This is a genomic window from Streptomyces yokosukanensis, assembly GCF_001514035.1.
Taxonomy (GTDB): Bacteria; Actinomycetota; Actinomycetes; order Streptomycetales; family Streptomycetaceae; genus Streptomyces; species Streptomyces yokosukanensis.
The window spans coordinates 78,009-96,243 of sequence record NZ_KQ948210.1 but is presented as its reverse complement, the minus strand read 5'-3'; the positions used below and the strand labels follow the sequence as shown (position 1 = coordinate 96,243).

18 protein-coding genes are annotated in these 18,235 nt (G+C 72.2%); 12 read left to right on the top strand and 6 right to left on the bottom strand.

The genetic code is table 11. The features are described 5' to 3' along the window. Window positions 1-16: 16 nt before the first annotated feature. Window positions 17-2,740 (bottom strand): glycoside hydrolase family 2 protein, encoded by a 2,724-nt coding sequence (locus AQI95_RS13225; protein WP_067121857.1) that lies wholly within the window; start codon window positions 2,738-2,740, stop codon window positions 17-19. A 106-nt stretch (window positions 2,741-2,846) separates the two neighbouring features. Continuing rightward, complete coding sequence (locus tag AQI95_RS13220; RefSeq protein ID WP_067121854.1) at window positions 2,847-4,031, bottom strand: ROK family transcriptional regulator; 1,185 nt, start codon at window positions 4,029-4,031, stop codon at window positions 2,847-2,849. Window positions 4,032-4,170: 139 nt separating this feature from the next. Here AQI95_RS13220 and AQI95_RS13215 point away from each other — a divergent pair, with 139 nt between their 5' ends. Beyond that, window positions 4,171-5,604: an APC family permease gene (locus tag AQI95_RS13215; protein ID WP_079071236.1), complete on the top strand. Its 1,434-nt coding sequence runs from the start codon at window positions 4,171-4,173 to the stop codon at window positions 5,602-5,604. A 153-nt stretch (window positions 5,605-5,757) separates the two neighbouring features. Here AQI95_RS13215 and AQI95_RS13210 read toward each other — a convergent pair whose 3' ends face one another. Further along, entirely contained in the window at window positions 5,758-6,579 is an 822-nt protein-coding gene (locus tag AQI95_RS13210) for a hypothetical protein (protein WP_067121851.1), read from the bottom strand. Between the two features lie 237 nt (window positions 6,580-6,816). On the opposite strand from AQI95_RS13210, the gene AQI95_RS13205 reads away from it, so the two are divergent. Next, complete coding sequence (locus AQI95_RS13205; protein WP_067121848.1) at window positions 6,817-7,584, top strand: ArsR/SmtB family transcription factor; 768 nt, start codon at window positions 6,817-6,819, stop codon at window positions 7,582-7,584. Between the two features lie 96 nt (window positions 7,585-7,680). Here the strand turns inward: AQI95_RS13205 and AQI95_RS13200 are convergent, their stop codons facing one another. Both AQI95_RS13200 and AQI95_RS13195 read right to left on the bottom strand, forming a co-directional pair. Continuing rightward, window positions 7,681-8,118 (bottom strand): SPW repeat protein, encoded by a 438-nt coding sequence (locus tag AQI95_RS13200; RefSeq protein ID WP_067121845.1) that lies wholly within the window; start codon window positions 8,116-8,118, stop codon window positions 7,681-7,683. 80 nt (window positions 8,119-8,198) lie between these two features. Next, window positions 8,199-9,602: a cryptochrome/photolyase family protein gene (locus AQI95_RS13195; protein WP_067123019.1), complete on the bottom strand. Its 1,404-nt coding sequence runs from the start codon at window positions 9,600-9,602 to the stop codon at window positions 8,199-8,201. Window positions 9,603-9,767: 165 nt separating this feature from the next. Between AQI95_RS13195 and AQI95_RS47945 the strand changes: the two genes are divergently transcribed. From AQI95_RS47945 to AQI95_RS13175, 6 genes are all read left to right on the top strand, one after another. Beyond that, window positions 9,768-9,944, top strand: a complete 177-nt coding sequence (locus tag AQI95_RS47945) for a hypothetical protein (RefSeq protein WP_167361941.1) — start codon at window positions 9,768-9,770, stop codon at window positions 9,942-9,944. Window positions 9,945-10,206: 262 nt separating this feature from the next. Then, window positions 10,207-10,290 carry a putative leader peptide gene (locus tag AQI95_RS50350; RefSeq protein ID WP_359046963.1) on the top strand — a complete coding sequence of 28 codons (84 nt, stop codon included), beginning with the start codon at window positions 10,207-10,209 and terminating at the stop codon, window positions 10,288-10,290. A gap of 341 nt (window positions 10,291-10,631) precedes the next feature. After that, complete coding sequence (gene ssuE / locus AQI95_RS13190; RefSeq protein ID WP_067121842.1) at window positions 10,632-11,189, top strand: NADPH-dependent FMN reductase; 558 nt, start codon at window positions 10,632-10,634, stop codon at window positions 11,187-11,189. A gap of 5 nt (window positions 11,190-11,194) precedes the next feature. Beyond that, window positions 11,195-11,416: a hypothetical protein gene (locus AQI95_RS13185; protein WP_067121839.1), complete on the top strand. Its 222-nt coding sequence runs from the start codon at window positions 11,195-11,197 to the stop codon at window positions 11,414-11,416. Between the two features lie 61 nt (window positions 11,417-11,477). Then, window positions 11,478-12,620, top strand: coding sequence for an LLM class flavin-dependent oxidoreductase (locus tag AQI95_RS13180; RefSeq protein ID WP_067121836.1), 1,143 nt, complete (start codon window positions 11,478-11,480; stop codon window positions 12,618-12,620). Window positions 12,621-12,646: 26 nt separating this feature from the next. Continuing rightward, the gene (locus tag AQI95_RS13175; RefSeq protein ID WP_067121833.1) at window positions 12,647-13,183 is read left to right on the top strand and encodes an HXXEE domain-containing protein; all 537 of its coding nucleotides are present in this window, start codon (window positions 12,647-12,649) and stop codon (window positions 13,181-13,183) included. Window positions 13,184-13,187: 4 nt separating this feature from the next. Here AQI95_RS13175 and AQI95_RS13170 read toward each other — a convergent pair whose 3' ends face one another. Continuing rightward, window positions 13,188-14,225: an acyl-CoA dehydrogenase family protein gene (locus tag AQI95_RS13170; RefSeq protein WP_067121830.1), complete on the bottom strand. Its 1,038-nt coding sequence runs from the start codon at window positions 14,223-14,225 to the stop codon at window positions 13,188-13,190. A gap of 205 nt (window positions 14,226-14,430) precedes the next feature. On the opposite strand from AQI95_RS13170, the gene AQI95_RS13165 reads away from it, so the two are divergent. The 4 genes from AQI95_RS13165 (at window position 14,431) to AQI95_RS13150 (ending at window position 18,175) form a co-directional block, all read left to right on the top strand. After that, entirely contained in the window at window positions 14,431-15,753 is a 1,323-nt protein-coding gene (locus AQI95_RS13165; protein ID WP_067121827.1) for an aldehyde dehydrogenase family protein, read from the top strand. 41 nt (window positions 15,754-15,794) lie between these two features. Continuing rightward, complete coding sequence (locus AQI95_RS13160; RefSeq protein WP_067121824.1) at window positions 15,795-16,700, top strand: aldo/keto reductase; 906 nt, start codon at window positions 15,795-15,797, stop codon at window positions 16,698-16,700. Between the two features lie 159 nt (window positions 16,701-16,859). Then, window positions 16,860-17,252, top strand: coding sequence for a BlaI/MecI/CopY family transcriptional regulator (locus AQI95_RS13155; RefSeq protein ID WP_067121821.1), 393 nt, complete (start codon window positions 16,860-16,862; stop codon window positions 17,250-17,252). Next, entirely contained in the window at window positions 17,249-18,175 is a 927-nt protein-coding gene (locus tag AQI95_RS13150) for a M56 family metallopeptidase (RefSeq protein WP_067121818.1), read from the top strand. The genes AQI95_RS13155 and AQI95_RS13150 overlap by 4 nt, the downstream gene beginning before the upstream one ends. The last annotated feature ends 60 nt before the right edge of the window (window positions 18,176-18,235 follow it).

Below are 18,235 nucleotides of genomic sequence, written 5' to 3'. Positions count from 1 at the left end.
CCCGCCCCCGCTCATGTCATGCCGCCGGCACCGTCCGCTCGGGCGTGTTCCAGCCGGAGACCCGCACGCTCGGTGCCGAGCCGTGCAGATCGGCCGTCCGGAAGGTGGCGGTCAGTGTCACCGACTCGCCCGGCCACAGGCTCACCTCGTTGTCCGACCAGCGCACCGGCAGCACCGGCTTGCCCAGCGCGTCCACGAGGTGGACGTCCGTCAGCAGCGACGGGGTCTTCCCGCTCCCGGTGTTGCGCAGGGTGACCGTCGTGGTCGACGTGCCGTCCGACGACCGGCTGGTCGCCGTCGCCGACACCGGCACCCGTGTCATCGAGGCCAGCCCCGCGAGATCGGCGTAGCTCGTCGTCGGCGTGTAGTACCAGGTGGTGCGGGACCAGTCGAGGGTGTCGGGCCGGGTGGAGAGCCAGTACACGTTCCGGCTCACCTCCTTGCCGTCCGCGCCGGTCAGGACCAGGCGCAGCAGATACGTCGACGACAGTCCGGCCACCGAGGACGGCAGGGTGAGCGGGGTGGAGTGCGCGCCGTCGCCGCCGACCGACACCCCCCTCACCGTCTTGTCGTACTTCTGCGTGCCGTCGGGGTCGAAGAGCGTGGCCCGTGCGGTGAGTCCGGTCGCGGACCCGTGCCGGTGGTTCACGACGGCGACCGAGCGGTCGTCGTATCCGTACTGGATGTGCAGCGGCTCGTTCGCCTTCTTCGCGCCGAAGTAGGCGCCGCCCTGGTCGAGATACCGGTCCGTCAGCTGCCAGTGCAGGGACGTCCAGCCGCTGTTGAACATCCAGTGGATCACACCGGTCGAGGGCTTCGAGGCGTCCGTGGCGCCCCGCTCGTACGCCTCGAACTGGGCGCGGACGTTCTCGTACTGGGCCAGCTGGGCCTTTCGCACATAGTCGGCGAGGCTCGTGGGAGCGCCGTAGCGGCCGGCGAGGGCGGCGTCGTAGATCTTGAGAGTGCCGAAGACCGAGGACGGCGAGCGGTGGTACTGCTTGGCCGCCGGGTCCTTCCACAGGGTGTCCAGTTCGGCCGGGGTCAGCATGCGGCGCAGGGTGTCCAGGGTGGGGATGCTCGGGCCCGCGCTGGTCTCGGAATTGAATCCGGTGGCCCCGCCCTCGCGCTTGGCGTACCAGTAGTCCGGCGGCACCCAGTCGTACGGCCCGGTCATCTTCATGCCCGAACTGCCCAGCTGTGGCGAGGCGTTGTCGGAAGCGGCGGAGACCACCGGGTCGGGCCAGTCGGCACCCTTCAGGGCGTCGAGATAGGTCTTCTCGATCGTGGCGTCGGGCGCGAAGTCGCTGCCGATCAGGAACGAGATCACGCTGGGGTGGTCCCGCAGCCGTGCGGCCTCGGCGGCCATGGAGGCCTTCGCCACCGGATAGTCGGCGTCGGTCCACGGCTCCCCGGGTTCGCCGGAGCCGTTGACATTGCCCTCCCACTTGTCGCAGCACTCCCAGCCCGGCAGCGTGAGGATGCCGTAGCGGTCGGCCAGGTCGAAGAACTCGTCCGGTTCGAGGTGCCCTTCGAGCCGGATCGTGTTCAGCCCCAGGTCGAGGGCGTACTTCAGCCGGTCCTCGGCATAGCGGCTGTCCCAGCGCAGGAACTCGTCGGGCGACCAGCCGCCGCCCTTGATCAGCAGCTTGCGCCCGTTGATCCGGTACTGGCGTGCGCCGTCCGCGTTCAGAGGCGCCTGGACGTCACGGACGCCGAAGCTCTCGTGCGCGGTGTCGGACGTCGTACCGGCGACGGACGCGGTGAGGTCGAGGCCGTACAGCGGCTGTCCGCCCATCCCGGCCGGCCACCACACCTCGGGCGCGCTCAGGTGCAGGCCGGGTGTGTCGGCGGGGGAGAAGGTGACGGTCTTCGACGCGTGGGCGGCGAGGGGGACCTGTCGGGTGAAGGTCGTGCTGCCGAGGGTGCCGGTGATCCGGGCCGTCACGGGCGCGCCGGTGTCGTTGCGGGCCTGTGCCGTCACGGTCAGATCGGCGGTGGCGAGCGACGGCACGGCCAGCCGGGTGACGACGTGCGCGTCGCGCAGGGCGACCGGGCCGCCCCGGCGCACCACGACGTCCCGGACGATCCCCATGTTCCGGTCGGGCGGCGGCTGGAGCCAGTCGATCCAGCCCATGGTGAGGTCCTTGTCCGGGTCGTCGGGCCGGACACGGAAGGCGACCGTGTTGGTGCCCGCTCCGACCAGCGAGGTGACGTCCAGCTCGTGGCGGGTGTAGGCGCCGGCGACGTCCTTGGCGGTCGCCACCTGGTGGCCGTTGACATAGACGTCGGCCGCCGAGACCACTCCGCTGAAGTCGAGGTAGGTGCGGGGCGCGGGGTCGTCGACGGTGAAGTCGGAGCGGTACCACCAGGGCACCTGGAAGTCGGCCTCGGGGATCTTCTGCTGATTGGTGGAGAAGAACGGATCGGCGTACACGCCGTCGGCCAGCAGCGCGGCGAGGACCGTGGAGCGCGGGCCCGCCGGGTACCAGCCCTGCGCCGGATAGCCGGGCGAGGAGACGGCCTCGGGCGAGTCGGTCACCTTCGCCGAGGACTGGACGGCGTATCCGGTGAGCGGGGTGCCGCTGCCCGCGGCGGAGGGGACACGGGTGACCCGTGCGGGCCCGCGCGGCGGCACCGGATGGCGCGCACCGGCCCAGGCGCCGCTGGTCAGGGAGGCGAGCAGGCCGAGGACCAGCAGGGTGACGGCGTACCGGCGTGCGGGGGCGGGGCGAGGGAACACGGTGCTCTCCAGCCTCGTAAAGTTAGGAAACTTTACTAACTCGCTTCAAGCTAGGGTGCCGCGCGGGTCGTGTCAACGACCGTGAACCACGGGGCTCTTGGGTCGCTCAGACTCCGGTCGTCCGGCGTTCGAACACCAGGTCCCGTGCCGTGTCCAGCGCCGTGGCCACCGCCCCGAGCAGGACCGCGTCCTCGCCCAGCCGGCTCGGTGCGATCCGGGGGCGCAGCGGGGTCAGCGCGCGCACGTGCTCCTGGACCGGACCGAGCAGCAGGTCGACGCTGTGGCCGACACCGCCGCCCAGCACCACCAGATCCGGGTCGAGCACGGCGGCGGCCGCCGCCACGGTGTGCGCGATCCGCTCGCCCTCCAGCTCCACCGCCCGCAAGGCGGCCGGATGGCCCCGCCGGGCCGCGTCGAAGACCGCCTTCGCCGTGAGCTGCCCGCTCATCCCGAACTCGCGCGCGGCCTCCACCACGGCCACCCCCGACACCGCGTCCTCCAGCCGCTCCGGCTTGTGCCGGCCCGGCCAGGGCAGGAAGCCGATCTCGCCGGCCAGCCCATGCGCCCCGGTGAACAGCCGCCCCTCGCTGACGACGCCCATGCCGAGTCCGGTGCCGATCAGGATGTACGCGAACAGCCGGCTGCCCGTGCCGACGCCGTAGGTGTACTCGCCGAGCGCGGCGAGATTGGCGTCGTTGTGCACCTCCAGCGGCACGCCCAGTTCCTCGCGCATCCGGTCGACGAGCCCCGCGCGCCCCCAGCCCGGCAGATGCATCGCGTACCGCACCCGCCGCTGCTTCTCGTCGTAGACGCCGGGCGTGCCGACCACCCCGTGCACCACCTCGGCCGGGTCCACGCCCGAGTCCGCGATCACCTGGCGGGCGGTGTCCACGACCAGGTCGGCCAGCGCGGCGGAGGCGCGGGCCCGGTTGCGCACGTCCGACCGGCTGACGACCGTGCCGTCCAGATCGACCACCGCCACCCGCAGCCAGCCGCGGCCGATGTCCACGCCGAGCGCGTACCCGGCGGCCGGGTCGGGGGCGTACAGCACGGCGGTGCGCCCGCGCTCCGGGGCCAGGGTGCCGACCTCGTGCACCAGTCCGGCCGTCTCCAGGGAGGCCAGCGCACTGGAGACCGTCGGCTTCGACAGGCCGGTCTCCCGGGCCAGTTGGGCGCGCGAGGCGGCGCCGGCGTTGCGCAGCCGGTCCAGCAGCAGCCGCTCGTTGGTGCTGCGCAGGCGCCGACGGTTCCAGGGCTGTTCCTGCTGCTCTATGACATCGCTGGCCGCCATCGCACCATTCTCACGCATTCTCTACGGACACTTGACGCCGCTAGTAAGGCTCCTTAACTTTATCGCGCAGTCAGCCCGGCCCGGGCGTGCCGCCTGCGACGGCCCGCGTCCCGCGTGCCCGTCGCGTTCAGGAGTCCCCATGTCCGGTAGCCCACCGCCCACGGGTGGTTTCGTCCGCCGTGTCGGCCTGTTCCAGGCCACGGCCATCAACATGAGTCAGATGTGCGGCATCGGCCCGTTCGTCACGATCCCGCTGATGGTCACCGCGTTCGGCGGCCCGCAGGCGGTCATCGGCTTCGTCGCGGGCGCGATCCTCGCGCTGTGCGACGGGCTGGTCTGGGCCGAGCTGGGCGCCTCGATGCCCGGTTCCGGCGGCAGTTACGTCTATCTGCGCCAGGCCTTCCAGTACCGCACGGGCCGTCTGATGCCGTTCCTGTTCGTGTGGACGGCGATGCTCTTCATCCCGCTGATCATGTCCACGGGCGTGGTCGGCTTCGTGCAGTACCTGGGCTATCTGGCCCCGGACCTCGGTCAGACCGGCGGCGACCTCATCGGCCTCGGCATCATCGCCCTGGTGGTGATCCTGCTCTGGCGCGGCATCGAGCACATCGCGCGGATCACCGCCGTGATGTGGGTCGTGATGATCGCCTCGGTGCTGCTGGTGATCGCCGCCGCGGCCTCCGACTTCAGCCCGCACCTGGCCTTCACCTACCCGTCGGGCGCCTTCGACCTGACGAGCAACCACTTCTGGATCGGCTTCGCCGGCGGCCTGACCATCGGCATCTACGACTACCTCGGGTACAACACCACCGCCTACATGGGCGCCGAGATCAAGGAACCGGGCCGTACGCTCCCGCGCTCGATCCTCTACTCCATCCTCGGCATCATGGTGATCTACCTGCTGCTGCAGATCGGCACCCTCGGCGTCGTCGACTGGCGCCGGATGAGCGATCCGCACGACATCGCCTCGACGTCGGTCGCCTCGGCGGTGCTGGAGCAGACCTGGGGCAAGGGCGCCGCCGACGTGGTGACCGTGCTGATCCTCGTCACCGCGTTCGCCTCGGTGTTCACGGGACTGCTCGGGGGCTCGCGGGTGCCCTACGACGCCGCCCGCGACCGCGTCTTCTTCCGGCCGTACGAGAAGCTGCACGCCCGGCACCGCTTCCCGACGATGGGCCTCGCGACCATGGGCGTGATCACCGCGGTCGGATTCCTGATCGGGCGCCACACCGACCTCGCCACGCTGATCCAGCTGCTGACCACGGTGATGGTGATCGTCCAGGCGCTCGCCCAGATCGTGGCCCTGAGCGTGCTGCGCAGGCGCCAGCCGGACCTGCGCCGGCCGTACCGGATGTGGCTCTACCCGCTGCCGAGCATCGTGGCGTTCGTCGGCTGGTGCGTGATCTACGGCTACGCCGACAAGAACTCCCCGGGCCGCCACCCCATCGAGTGGTCCCTGGCCTGGCTGGCCCTCGGCTGTGTGGCGTTCGCCGTGTGGGCGCGCATGGAGAAGGTGTGGCCGTTCGGGCGGAAGGAGATCAGCGAGGAGTACAAGGTCCTTGAGGTGAGCTGAGGACAAGGTCCGTGCGAGGAGCCGGAGTGCAGGCGGTCTTCGCGAATCTCCCCGGGCAGGCCTGCACACGTCAGCTCCGGCCGGTACCGGACCGGCCGGAGCTGCCCCCCTACGTATGGATCCCGTTCGCCGTGACCGGCTGGCGGGACCGGGTCACTCGGCCTGCGCGGTCGCCGGCGTGCCCTGGGCGTCCTGCGCGTCCGGGGTCACGGGCGCGGGCGTGACGGTCGTGTCGCCCTTGTCGCTCTTGTCGTCGCCGTTGTCCGGCAGCACGATCGGCTTGTCGTCGTTCTTGTCCGGCTGCGGCAGCGGGGCCGGCCGGTCGTCGGAGGCGGTCTTGCGCGGCTCGGGCCGCGGGTCGTCGTCGACCCAGGAGGTCAGCCGGCCGTCCGGCTGGAGGGCCACGTGCAGGCCGTTGTTCTGGCCGTAGGCGGCGCGGTTCTTGGCGACGAGGGTGTCGAGCTTGGTGCCGTGGGCGTAGATGTCGGCCTCGTAGTGGTGGGCGCCGAGCTTGTAGACCTTGCCGGTCGAGACGTCGTCGGCCAGCGTCGTCACGGAGACGAGGATGCGCTTGGCGACGGGCTGGTGCTTGTGCTCGTGCTTGTGCTTCGGCTTGCCCCGCTCGACCCAGGACGTCACCTTGCCGTCCGGGTGCAGCGTGACGTGCAGTCCGTTGCTCTGCCCGTGCACGGTCTTGCCCTTGGTGAAGAGGGTCCCGTACTTCTCGCCCTTCGCCCATATGTCCGCCTCGAAGCGGTGCTTGCCGGTCTTGTAGACCTTGGCGACGGAGACCTTGTCCGCGAGCCGCACCGTCTTGACGAGGACACGCTTGTCCTTGCAGTGGTGGGCCGAGGCGTGGGCGACGGGCGCCGCCTCGGGAGCGGCGGCGGCGAAGGCGCCGGCGGCCGACGTGGCGAGGACGGCGGTGGCGCCGGCGGCGACGAGGGTGGTGCGCAGGGTGCGAAGTGCACGCATCGGTGAACTGTCCTTCGATCGGTTTCGTTCGTCGGTGTGTCTTCGACGCTACGGACCGTTCATCAAGGCCATCCATACGTTATGTAACAGGTATTCGTAGCGTTCCACTCGAAACGGGCATAATCCACCGCTCAATCATTGAATCCGCAGGAAGAACCGGATTCGGCCCTGCTCATCATTGACATGCAAGCAAGTGCCTGCATAACGTTGAGTGTGCGATCAGAGGACGACACCCGGATGGACAAGGTCTTCAAGGCGCTGGCCGACGACACGCGCAGACGCCTGCTGGACCGGCTCCACGAGGACAACGGCCAGACCTTGGGTGAGCTGTGCGAGCGCATCGCCATGACGCGCCAGTCGGTCACCCAGCATCTGGCCGTCCTGGAGGCCGCGAATCTGATCAGCACGGTGCGGCGGGGGCGGGAGAAGCTGCACTACCTCAACCCCGTGCCGCTCCATGAAATCCAGGAGCGGTGGATCGACAAGTTCGAGCGCCCGCGCCTGAGTGTGCTCGGCGCCCTGAAGCGACGAGCCGAGGAAGCCATGACCGACAAGCCGAGTTTCGTGTACGTCACCTATGTCGCGAGCACACCCGAGAAGGTCTGGGAGGCGCTCACCGACCCCGACCTCACGGCCGCCTACTGGGGCGGGCGCAACATCTCCGACTGGCGGCCCGGCTCCCGCTGGGAGCATGTGTGCACCGACGGCCCCGGTGACGCCGTCGTGGTCGGCGAGGTGGTCGAGAGCGAGCCGCCGACCAGGCTGGTCACCACCTGGGTCGATCCCCGCAACGAGGGCAGGGAGGACATGTGCTCCCGGGTCACCTACGACATCGCGCCGTACGAGGACATCGTCCGCCTCACGGTCACCCACGAGGACCTCTGGGACGAGGGCGCGCTGTCCGACATCTCGAACGGCTGGCCGGCGGTGCTGTCCAACCTCAAGTCGCTGCTGGAGACCGGGCGGGCCATGCCCCAGGAGCCGTGGCTGATGCCGAACCGCTGAGCCGGTGCGGGGGAGGCCGGTCCACCCGGGGCGGACCGGCCTCGTGCATCCATCTGGCGATTCTTCCTGTCCCCGCTTCCTTTCTCGCGTCTCCCTCTACGGCCTGGACGTGCTCTTCGCCGCCGTGACGGCGCAGACCAGTCCGAGGGCGAGCGCCAGCGCGCCGATGACGATGTTGTTGATGATCACGCCCCTGTCCGGGCCGCTGCCCACGATCCACGGAGCGATGATCAGCCAGATGCCCATCGCGCACATGGCCCAGCTCAGGCCGTACATCCGCTCGGGGGCCCGGGTGAATCCCAGTGCCAGCAGGCCTATCGCTATGCCCAGGATCAGGTTGTGGGTCATGAGGGCGGGCTGGCTCGTCGCGTAGTGCACGATCCACGGAGATGCCGCGCAGTAGAGGCCGAGCAGGAAGACCGGCCCGTCCACGAGCGCCACATCGCGACCGCCGAGCATGCGGGCGTAGCGCTCCCGCATTTCGGAGACATCGGGGTGGGTCGCCATATCACCCCTGTGCGAGAGGTTGGCCATGACTCGTCTCCTTTGACTTTGTCGGCCAGACCGCGTCTGGTGCGGTGTCCGGTTTTGCACCGCGTGTCACCAGTTTGCTCTTATTTTTTATTTATGTGTAGGGCTGTACCGCCCTGTGACCGGGCCTGTGCGAAGCGGGCCCGGCCGTCGGCGAGGTCGACGATCGGATCCGGGTAGGCACTGGCACCCGCCCGGTCCGCACCCCGGAGCTTCCAGGGCTCGTGCACCGCGGCTCCCGCGACACCCGCCAGCTCCGGCACCCAGCGCCGGACGTAGGCGCCGCCGGGATCGTGCCGCCTGCCCTGGGCGACGGGGTTGAGGACGCGGCCCGGCCGGGTGTCCGTGCCCGTGCCCGCCACCCACTGCCAGTTCAGCTGGTTGTCGGCCACGTCGCCGTCGACCAGCAGGTCGAGGAAGTGGCGGGCACCGACACGCCAGTCGATGTACAGCGTCTTGGTCAGGAAGCTCGCCGTCAGCAGGCGGCCGCGGTTGTGCATCCAGCCCTCGTGGCGCAGTTGCCGCATCGCCGCGTCGATCACCGGATAGCCGGTGCGGCCCGCACGCCAGGCCTCGACGTCCTCCTCGGCCGCCCGCCCGGAGCGCCAGCGGTCGTGCCGCGTGCGGTAGTCGGCGCCTGCCGCGGCCGGCCGCGCGGCCAGCACCTGGCGGTGGAAGTCCCGCCAGGCGAGCTGCCGGACGAACGCCTCCGCGCCGGAGCCGCCCGCCCCGCGCACCCGGTGGGCGAGTTCGACCGGTGAGAGCGTGCCGAAGTGCAGATGCGGGGAGAGCCGCGAGGTCGCGTCGCCGGCCAGGTCGTCGTGCCGCTCCGCGTACTGCGCGAGCCCCGAGCGGAGCCAGGCGCCGAGCCGTTTCCTGGCCGCCGCCTCACCGCCGACGGCGAGCCCCGCGGACACACCCGACAGCGCGGCACGGGACGGAAGGCGCTCGGACGCGATGCCGTCCGGGACCCGGACCGAGCGCGGCGCGCCGAGCGCGTCCCGCGGCTGCTGTGCCGACCAGTGACGGAAGTACGGCGTGAAGACGGCGAAATGGTCCGAGGCGGCCGGTGTGAGCGCGCCGGGTGCCACCACCGTGGTGACCGTGTCGTGCACCCGCAGCTGTCGCCCGTCCGCCGCCAGGGCCCGCCGCAGCCGCCGCTCCCGGCGGTTCGCGTAGCCGCTCACGTCGGCCGCCATGTGCACCTCGTCGGCGTCCGCCTCCGCGGCCACCCGGCACACCTCCTCGACGACATCCCCGCAGCGCACCACCAGGTGCCCGCCGCGCTCGCGCAGCCCGGCGTCCAGGTCCCGCAGGCAGTCGGCGAGGAAGGCCAGCCGGTTGGGGACCGCGAAGCCGGCGTCGGACACACCCCGGTCGCGCACGAAGAGCGGGACGACCTGGCGCCCGCCCGCCGACGCGGCCCGCAGCGGCGGGTGGTCGTGCAGCCGCAGATCGGCGGTGTACAGGACGACCGAGACGGCCATGGCGCGGCTCCGGGGGAGGAAGACGGTGAGGCGGGACGAGCGGGAGGGGACGGCCGGCCGGGCGTCGTCCGGCACCGGGTGACATGTCCTCTGTGATTCCGGGCAGGCGAAGCAGTACAGGACGTACGCGGTGTCCGGCCGCCGACTCGGAGGTGATCGACCGTCATGAGTGGGAAGGTGCTGGAGCGGTTCCCCGCCGGGGCCCCACGAGGATCGTGGCCCGCGGAGGAGTACGCGGCCGCGCGCCGCGCCGAGGGCGAGCGGGTGAGCGTGGTGATGGACCTGAAGTCGGACGCCTTCCTCGTCGTGGCCGAGGCGGGGGACGAGGACAGCCGCGCCTGACGCGCGGCAGCAGCTCCCGCCCGCCGCAACGCGGGCTGCGCCGACGGCGGTTCGGCCCACCGCGCGGCGCGGTGGGCCGAACCGGGCCGCCGCCGTGGTGCGTTCCGGTGGCCCGGTCCGTGCCACCGCGGAATGCAAGGGCCCGAGGAATTGGTTCCTCAAGGGTTTTCCTGTCACGCCTTCGTGAATTCAACGGTCCGCGATACGAGACCGGTCCGCTTTTCCTTGACGGCCCTCGTCGGCGGCTGCCACGATCGACGGCATGACGATGCGACTGGATCTCACGCGGCGACGCCATGTCGACCTCGCGCGCGTCTCCAGCGCCTCCTGTCGCGCCACGGCCTGATCGCCGGCTCTCCGCGGGACCGTCGCACGGCCGAACCACCGACCCGGCCGCGCCTCGCTCCGCTCCGGCACCGCCGAATTCCCCCGCGTTTCCCGTCCGTGAATTCGGCATGCCCGAAGAACGTCGCCGAGTGATGTCGCGCAGGAGTTCCGCATATCCGCAACGCCCGTGAAATCCGCCTGCTCCGGCGCGACGTCCGCACGCACACCCTGCACGACCCGGTCGCCCACGGGCGCGGCGAGGTCGGCCGCCGGGGCATCGAGGGCGAACCGCCCGAACCCGCCCGCTGCTCCTGACCGACTCCCGCCGGGCGCCCGGCGCACCCCAGAAACGAGGCTCGCATGGCCACCGTCCTGTCCGTCTCCGGCAGCCCCTCGGCCACCTCGCGCACGGCCCGGCTGCTGCGCCATCTGGACCAGCGGCTGATCGCCCAGGGCCACCGAGTGATCCCGCTCGACGTCCGCACCGTCCCGGCCGAGGCCCTGCTCGGCGCGGACGTGCGGCACCCGGCCGTCGTCGAGGCCGCCGAGCTGTTCGCCCGTGCCGACGGCGTCCTGATCGGCACGCCCATCTACAAGGCGTCGTACTCCGGCGTCCTCAAGGCGCTCCTGGACCTGCTTCCGCAGTACGCGCTCACCGGCAAGACGGTGCTGCCCCTGGCCACCGGAGGCTCCACCGCACATGTCCTCGCCATCGACTACGCGCTGCGGCCGGTGCTGAACTCCATGGGCGCAGCCCATGTCGTCCAGGGCTGGTTCACCCTCGACCACGACATCAGCGTGCGGGAGGACGGCTCGGTGACCGTCGCCCCGACCACCGCCGAGGCCCTCGGCCAGGTGGTGGACCAGTTCTCCGCCGCCCTCGACCGCACCACCTCGGTGCTGGCCGCGGCGAGCTGACCGCCATGGCCGCACATGTCGTCGCCGGCGACACCGAGCCGCTCGCCGCCGCCGAGGCCCCGCCCGCCGACCGGGTCCTGCCGCGTCGCCTCACCACGCGGGGCCCTCGACTCCATGGCGCGATCGCCCAGTTGCCGCACGCGGCCGGCATCCGCCCCGCGCCGCACCTGTCGGATCGCGCGACCCGGCCCGCTGCACGGTCCGGCGCATCGCCCGGTGCGTGCTGACCTGAGCCCTGCCGCCCCGGCACGGTCCGCTCTGACGGACACTCGCGATCGGAGACCCCACGTGTCCCTCACCTTCCACTGGTTCCTGCCCACCAACGGCGACAGCCGCCATGTCGTCGGCGGCGGCCACGGCACACCGGCCACCGCCTTCGGCCGGGACCGGCCCCCGACGGTCGCCTATCTGAGCCAGATCGCCCGCGCCGCCGAGGACCTCGGCTTCGTCGGCGCGCTCACCCCGACCGGCGCCTGGTGCGAGGACGCCTGGCTGACCACCGCCATGGTCAGCCAGAACTCCGAGCGGCTGAAGTTCCTCGTGGCCTTCCGGCCCGGTTCCGTCGCGCCGACCCTCGCCGCGCAGATGGCGTCCACCTTCCAGCGGCAGACCGGCGGACGGCTGCTGCTCAACGTGGTCACCGGCGGCGAGAGCCACGAGCAGCGGGCCTACGGCGACTTCCTCGACAAGGACGCCCGCTACCGCCGTACCGGCGAATTCCTGCACATCGTGCGGGACTTGTGGGACGGCAAGACCGTCGATCTGCACGGGGAGCATCTGCGGGTCGAGCAGGCCACGCTCAGCCGGGTGCCCGAACCGGTGCCCGAGGTCTACTTCGGGGGCTCCTCGCCCGCCGCCGGCGAGGTCGCGGCTCGGTACGCGGACGTGTACCTGACCTGGGGAGAACCGCCCGCCCAGGTCGCCGAGAAGATCGCCTGGATCCGAAAGTCGGCGGCGGGTCACGGCCGTGGGCTCCGCTTCGGCATCCGCCTGCACGTCATCACCCGCGACACCTCCGCACAGGCCTGGGCGGAGGCGGACCGGATGCTCGACGGATTCGACCCGGAGACGGTCCGGGCCGTGCAGGAGGGGCTCGCGCGCAGCGAGTCCGAGGGGCAGCGGCGCATGCTCGCCCTGCACGGCGGCGGCCGGGACGGCCTGGAGATCCACCCCAACCTCTGGGCCGGGATCGGCCTGGTGCGCGGCGGCGCGGGCACCGCCCTGGTCGGCAGCCACGAAGAGGTCGCCGAGCGGATCGAGGAGTACCACGCCCTCGGCATCGACGAGTTCGTCCTCTCCGGCTATCCGCACCTGGAGGAGGCGTACTGGTTCGGCGAGGGCGTGCTGCCCCTGCTCGCCGCGCGGGGACGGTGGACCCATCCGAACGGCCCGTCGCCCGCCCCTTCCGTCCGGGTGCCGTTCGGCGACTGATCGACACCCTGGCAGACTGCAGGTTCATGACACGGAAATCGCACGACGTCGACGCGGTCGTCACCTGGGGGCTGCTGGCCGCCTGGGCCCTGCACGACACCGAGGAAATGGTCATGGTGCCGCGCTGGGTGCGTACCCAGGTGCCGGAGCTGCGCAAGCGGTTCCCCCGGGTGCCGCAGACGGTGTGGCGGCGGCTGGAGTCCGTGGACGCACGGGAGTTCAGCACCGCGGTCGCCGCGATGGCGGTGCTGCTCGCCGCCGCGTGCGCCGACGGACAGCGCACCGGCGGCCGCTCCGCCGTCTACCAGACCGCGCTCAACGCGTTCGGCCTGCACGGACTGGTGCATCTGGCGCAGGCGGCGGCCATGCGCGGTTACACCCCGGGCTCCGCGACCACGCCCCTGGTGGTCCTCCCCTTCACCGTGTGGGCCCGCGGCCGGCTGCGCAGGTCCGGTGTCCTGCGCCCCACCCGGCCGCGGCAGTTGGCCGAGGGACTCGGCTTCGCCGCGGTCGCCACGGTCGCCACCCACGCACTGGCCCAGGCCGTGCCGCGCCGACGCTGACGGCTCAGGCACCCGTCAGCGAGCGCAGATGCGCGGCCCGCGACTCGGCCGTCTGCCCCTGCACCAGCAGGAACAGTGCCTCCCGGGCGAGGCGCTGGGCGCGGCTCGTCAGGGCCATCGACCGGCCGCCCCCGGCCACCACCGCCGCCGTGGTGGCCGTACGCAGCACCTCGTACGCCTGCGCGCGCACCGCCAGCCGCTCCGCGACGTGCTCCAGCGGCGCCGGATCGTCGGCCAGGGCGTAGGCACGGCCGCGGACGTCGGCGAGTCGGGCCCTGAGCGGGGCGGCCGCCTCCGCGTCGAGCAGCGACAGCGCGGCCTCGGCGACGCCGAAGAGGGCCGGGCCCGCGTTCAGGGTCCGGGCCCGGTCCCCGGGCGCCCAGCGCTCGTACGGCGTCCGCAGGGCCACCGCCTCCTCGGGCAGCCACAGTCCGGCGAGCTCCAGCGACACCGTGCGCGCGGCGGTGAGCGCCGCGAGGCGCATCGGCTGCGAGGCGCGCAGCCCCGGCTGCTCGCGCGCCTCGGCGAACGCGAACAGCACCTCGCCCGCGTCGGTCGTCCCGGCGAGCAGCATCACGTCGTTCAGGCCCCACCCGGTGTACCAGGGCACGGTCCCGTCGAACCGCCAGCCCCCGCCCTCCCGGCGGACGCGCACAGGGACGCGCGGATACGACCGCAGATGCGCGTACGCCACCCCGGACAGCAGCTCACCGCGCGACAGCTGGCCCAACAGGCGCTCACGGACCGGGAGTTCGCTCTGCACCAGGGTCTGCACCGGAGTGTGGTGCTGGGTCTGCACGAACCACGTCGCACAGCAGGCCCCGGCCAGGACCTCCGCGATCCGGCGCACCACGTCTACCGGCGCTCCCGAGCCTCCGTAGGCGACCGGGGCGCCCGCCCCGAGCAGACCCGACCTCTTCACCGCCTCGACATGGCTCGCCGGCACACCTTCCTGGTCGACCCGCTCGGCCTCCGGGATCAGCAGGTCCGAGGCGAGGCGGCGGGCGCGGTCGAGAAGCGGATGCGCGGTCGTGGCTGTCATACGGACGATTCTTTCGAAGATCCGCTGCCGCCGCCCGAGCGGACCGGGCGGACCGGGGGTGCGGCAGGAGAGCGGCCGGGGGATGGAGTGAGGTGCGTCACGCCGCATCGGTGGAATGAACTTGAGGACCTGAAAGGTTGGCAAATACACCCACTGAGACCTAGGCTCGGGCCGAACCCGCCCGTGCACCACCAGCGAGGCATCCGTGAACCACCCCGCCATCGAGCAGCCCGCCACGACCGTGGCCCGGCTGCGCGCCACCTTCGCCACCGGCCGGACCAAGCCCGTCGAATGGCGCACCGGCCAGCTGCGCCGACTGCGCGCGATGCTCACGGAGCGCGGCACCGACCTCGCCGCCGCCCTCCACGCCGACCTCGGCAAGAGCAGCACCGAGGCCTACCGCACCGAGATCGACTTCACCCTCCGCGAGATCGACCACACCCTGGACCACCTTCAGGAGTGGCTGCGCCCGGAGCCCGCCCCGGTCCCCGCCCACCTCGGCGCCGACGCCACGGCCTGGACGCAGTACGACCCCCTCGGCGTCGTCCTCGTCATCGCCCCCTGGAACTACCCGGCGCAGCTGCTGCTCGCCCCGATGGTCGGCGCCCTGGCCTCCGGCAACGCGGTCGTCGCCAAGCCGAGCGAGCTGGCCCCGGCCACCTCGGCCGCCCTGGCCGAGCTGATCCCGGCCTACCTGGACACCGACGCGGTCGCCGTGGTCGAGGGCGGCGTCCCGGAGACCACGGCCCTGCTGGCCGAGCGCTTCGACCACATCTTCTACACCGGCAACGGCACCGTCGGCCGGATCGTGATGCGCGCCGCCGCCGAGCACCTGACCCCGGTCACCCTCGAACTGGGCGGCAAGTCCCCGGTGTTCGTCGACCGGGGCGCGGACCTCGGCGTGGTCGCGGACCGGCTCGCCCGCGGCAAGTTCCTCAACGCCGGCCAGACCTGCGTCGCCCCCGACTACGTCCTGACCGACCCGGAGACCGCCGCCGCCCTGGAGCCCGTGCTGGTCCGCGCGGTCGAGGCGCTGTTCGGCGCCGACCCGGCGCAGTCCCCGGAGTACGGCCGGATCATCAACGAGCGGCACTTCGACCGGCTCTCCGGCCTGCTCGGCTCAGGCCGGGTCGCGGTCGGCGGCGGGAGCGACCGCGAGGCCAAGTACATCGCGCCGACCGTCCTCGCGGACGTCGACCCCGCCTCGCCCGTCATGCGGGAGGAGATCTTCGGCCCCATCCTACCCATCGTCACCGTGGCCGGCCTCGACGAGGCGATCGGCTTCATCAACGACCGCGACAAGCCGCTCGCGCTGTACGTCTTCACCGAGTCCGACGCGACGCGGTCGCGCATCGCCGCCGAGACCTCCTCCGGCGGCCTCGGCTACGGCCTGCCCCTCGCCCATCTCACCGTCTCCGACCTGCCGTTCGGCGGCGTGGGCGAGAGCGGCATGGGCAGCTACCACGGCCGCTACTCCATCGAGACGTTCAGCCACCGCAAGGCGGTGCTGGACAAGCCGCTGGGCTGAACCCCCCTGCGCGGCAGGCCGGATGTGCGAAACTCCGTCGGATGACCGCTGAAACGATCACCGCAGACGCCTCCGGCACCTGGAAACTCGGCGACCTGCCCGTGCACCGCATCGGCCTCGGGGCCATGCGGCTGACGGGCAGCGCCGCGTTCCACCTCGGCACGCCCAGCGACCGGGACCGCTCCCTGGCCGTGCTGCGCCGGGCCGTGCAGCTGGGCGTGAACCACATCGACACGGCCGCCTTCTACTTCTCCGCCACCCGCTCCGCCAACGAACTGATCAACACCGCCCTCGCCCCGTACGCCGAGGAGCTGGTCATCGCCGCCAAGGTCGGCCCCTTCCGCGACTACCACGGCGAGTGGGGCACGGCCGCGCGCCCCGACCAGCTCCGCGGTCATGTCGAGGAGAACCTGCGCCAGCTCGGCCGCGACCATCTCGACGTCGTCTATCTGCGCCGGATGCGGCAGGGCTCCGTCGCGGAGCACTTCGGCGCGCTCGCCGAGCTGCGCGAGGCCGGGATGATCCGGCACCTGGGCGTCTCCGACGTCGAACCGGGCCACCTCGCCGAGGCGCTGGAGATCGCCCCGGTGGTGTCCGTGCAGAACCGGTACGCCCTGGACCGCCCCGACCCGGTCGGCGACGAGGTGCTGCGCCTGTGCGGCGAGCGCGGCATCGCGTTCGTGCCCTTCTACGCCGTCGCGGGCGAGGCGGGAGCGCATGCGGCCACCGACACCCACGACGACACCGTGCGCGACATCGCCCGCGCCCACGGCGTGAGTCCCGCGCAGATCCGCCTCGCCTGGACCCTGCACCTCGGCCCGCACGTCCTCGCCATCCCCGGCACCGGGAACCCGGACCACCTCGTGGAGAACGTGGCCGCGGGTGCCGTGCGCCTCACGGCGGACGAACGGGCACGCCTCGACGCCCTGCACACCCCGACGGGCTGACCCGGCCCCGGCACACCTCGGCGAAGCCGACACGTCCGGCCGTCCTCGGCGTCCTTCCACAATGGGTGAGCGTGGGCACAGCCGTACGAAGGTCAGGTTGACTACTATCGTGTAGACGGTCGCCCGGACCGCAGACGAAGACGGGGTGAGGAACCTTCCATGACCGAGGCCAAGGACGAGCGCCGGCCGGCCGGTGAGCTCGAAGCGAGTGTCATGGCCGCGCTCTGGGCCGCCGCCGCGCCCCAGACGCCCGGCCAGGTCCAGCGCAGCCTCGGTGCGGACCTGGCGCGTACGACGGTGACCACGATCCTCACCCGCCTGAACGAGAAGGGGGTCGTCGAGCGCCACCGCCAGGGCCGCGGCTACGCCTACTTCCCGGTCCAGGACGTCCAGGACGCCCACGGCCTCACCGCCCGCCGGATGCACAGCGAACTGGACCGGGACAGCGACCGCGAGACCGTGCTCGCCCGCTTCGTCGCCCAGCTCAACCCCCACGACGAACGCATCCTGCGGGACCTGCTCGAATCCGAGTCCGAATCCGGCGAACGATGACCGCACTCCTGCTGCTGCCCCTGCTGCTGCCGATCGCCCTGCCGGCCCTGGCCCGCCGGGCCCTCGACCGGCTGGCCCCGGTCGCCGCGCTGTGGGCCGTCACCGCCTGCGCGATCGTCCTCGCCGGCTGCTCGCTGGCCGCGCTCGGCTCCTTCGTGCTCATCGGGCTGCTCAAGATCCCGCTCTTCGCCGCGGTCGGCGAGCTGATCCACCCGCTGCGCACCGCCTCGGACCTCGTCGTCCTGCCCGCCGCCGCGACCTCCGTCGGCGCTCTCGCCGTCTGCGGCTGGACCCTCGTCCGCTCGGTGCTGCACCAGACCCGCGCCTTCCGTGCGGCCCGCACACAGGCCGGGCACGGACCCGCGGCCGGCGATCTGTGCGTGGTGGACTCGCCCCGCCCGGACGCCTACGCGCTGCCCGGCCGCCCGCACCGCATCGTCGTCACCACCGCGATGCTGCGCAGCCTCGACGGCCGCGAACGGGAGGCGCTGTTCGCGCACGAGCGGGCCCACAACGACGGCGGCCACCACTACTTCCTCGCCGCCGCCGAACTCGCCGCGCACTGCCACCCGGCGCTGCGCCCGGTCCGCGAGACCATCCGCCTCGCCGCCGAGCGCGTCGCCGACGAGGCCGCGGCCAGCCGGGTCGGCGACCGGCGGCTGACCGCCCGGGCCATCGCCCGCGCGGCCCTCGCCGGACAGGCCGCGCGCTCCGAGCGCCCCGACTTCGTGGCCGCGGCGACCTCGGGCCCCGTCCCGCAACGCGTCCAGGCCCTGCTGGCCGCTCCCCTCGTACCCCGGGCAGGCCGTACGATCGCCGGCCTCCTCATCGCCTGCACCGCCGTCTCGTGCGCGGCCTCGGCGGTCGGCATGGCCGACTTCCACCACCGCGTGGAGATCGCCCAGGGCGACGAGAAGCCCTGACCCGGCCCGCCCGACAGCCCGCCCCGGTCGTTGCCCCCGGCTTGGGCCGCTCCCTTTGAA

Coding starts and splice junctions, on each gene's coding strand:
- AQI95_RS13220 (WP_067121854.1), bottom strand. CDS start 4,031: ATGGCGGCCAGCGATGTCATAGAGCAGCAGGAACAGCCCTGGAACCGT.
- AQI95_RS13215 (WP_079071236.1), top strand. CDS start 4,171: ATGTCCGGTAGCCCACCGCCCACGGGTGGTTTCGTCCGCCGTGTCGGC.
- AQI95_RS13210 (WP_067121851.1), bottom strand. CDS start 6,579: ATGCGTGCACTTCGCACCCTGCGCACCACCCTCGTCGCCGCCGGCGCC.
- AQI95_RS13205 (WP_067121848.1), top strand. CDS start 6,817: ATGGACAAGGTCTTCAAGGCGCTGGCCGACGACACGCGCAGACGCCTG.
- AQI95_RS13200 (WP_067121845.1), bottom strand. CDS start 8,118: ATGGCCAACCTCTCGCACAGGGGTGATATGGCGACCCACCCCGATGTC.
- AQI95_RS13195 (WP_067123019.1), bottom strand. CDS start 9,602: ATGGCCGTCTCGGTCGTCCTGTACACCGCCGATCTGCGGCTGCACGAC.
- AQI95_RS47945 (WP_167361941.1), top strand. CDS start 9,768: ATGAGTGGGAAGGTGCTGGAGCGGTTCCCCGCCGGGGCCCCACGAGGA.
- AQI95_RS50350 (WP_359046963.1), top strand. CDS start 10,207: ATGACGATGCGACTGGATCTCACGCGGCGACGCCATGTCGACCTCGCG.
- ssuE (WP_067121842.1), top strand. CDS start 10,632: ATGGCCACCGTCCTGTCCGTCTCCGGCAGCCCCTCGGCCACCTCGCGC.
- AQI95_RS13185 (WP_067121839.1), top strand. CDS start 11,195: ATGGCCGCACATGTCGTCGCCGGCGACACCGAGCCGCTCGCCGCCGCC.
- AQI95_RS13175 (WP_067121833.1), top strand. CDS start 12,647: ATGACACGGAAATCGCACGACGTCGACGCGGTCGTCACCTGGGGGCTG.
- AQI95_RS13170 (WP_067121830.1), bottom strand. CDS start 14,225: ATGACAGCCACGACCGCGCATCCGCTTCTCGACCGCGCCCGCCGCCTC.
- AQI95_RS13160 (WP_067121824.1), top strand. CDS start 15,795: ATGACCGCTGAAACGATCACCGCAGACGCCTCCGGCACCTGGAAACTC.
- AQI95_RS13155 (WP_067121821.1), top strand. CDS start 16,860: ATGACCGAGGCCAAGGACGAGCGCCGGCCGGCCGGTGAGCTCGAAGCG.
- AQI95_RS13150 (WP_067121818.1), top strand. CDS start 17,249: ATGACCGCACTCCTGCTGCTGCCCCTGCTGCTGCCGATCGCCCTGCCG.